This window comes from Mammaliicoccus sp. G-M28, assembly GCF_022386595.1.
Classification (GTDB): Bacteria; Bacillota; Bacilli; order Staphylococcales; family Staphylococcaceae; genus Mammaliicoccus; species Mammaliicoccus fleurettii.
On record NZ_JAJNIF010000046.1, the window covers coordinates 1 to 285 of the forward strand.

Annotated in this window: 2 tRNA genes and 1 rRNA gene; all 3 read left to right on the forward strand. The window is 51.6% G+C overall.

Annotated elements, in window-relative coordinates:
* Nucleotides 1-100: ribosomal RNA gene (gene rrf, locus LQ609_RS12620) — 5S ribosomal RNA — on the forward strand; the annotation flags it as partial.
* Nucleotides 101-113: 13 nt separating this feature from the next.
* A tRNA-Val gene (locus tag LQ609_RS12625) sits at nucleotides 114-189 on the forward strand.
* A gap of 5 nt (nucleotides 190-194) precedes the next feature.
* Nucleotides 195-270: transfer RNA gene (locus LQ609_RS12630), tRNA-Thr, on the forward strand.
* Nucleotides 271-285: the final 15 nt, after the last annotated feature.

Here is a 285-nt window from a genome sequence, read left to right on the forward strand (position 1 = left end):
AAAGAGGTCACACCTGTTCCCATGCCGAACACAGAAGTTAAGCTCTTTAGCGCCGATGGTAGTTGGGCTTACGTTCCGCGAGAGTAGGACGCTGCCGGGCAATATTGTTAAATGGAGAATTAGCTCAGCTGGGAGAGCATCTGCCTTACAAGCAGAGGGTCGGCGGTTCGAACCCGTCATTCTCCACCATTTTTGCCGGCCTAGCTCAACTGGTAGAGCAACTGACTTGTAATCAGTAGGTTGGGGGTTCAAGTCCTCTGGCCGGCACCATTTTTTAGAGCCATT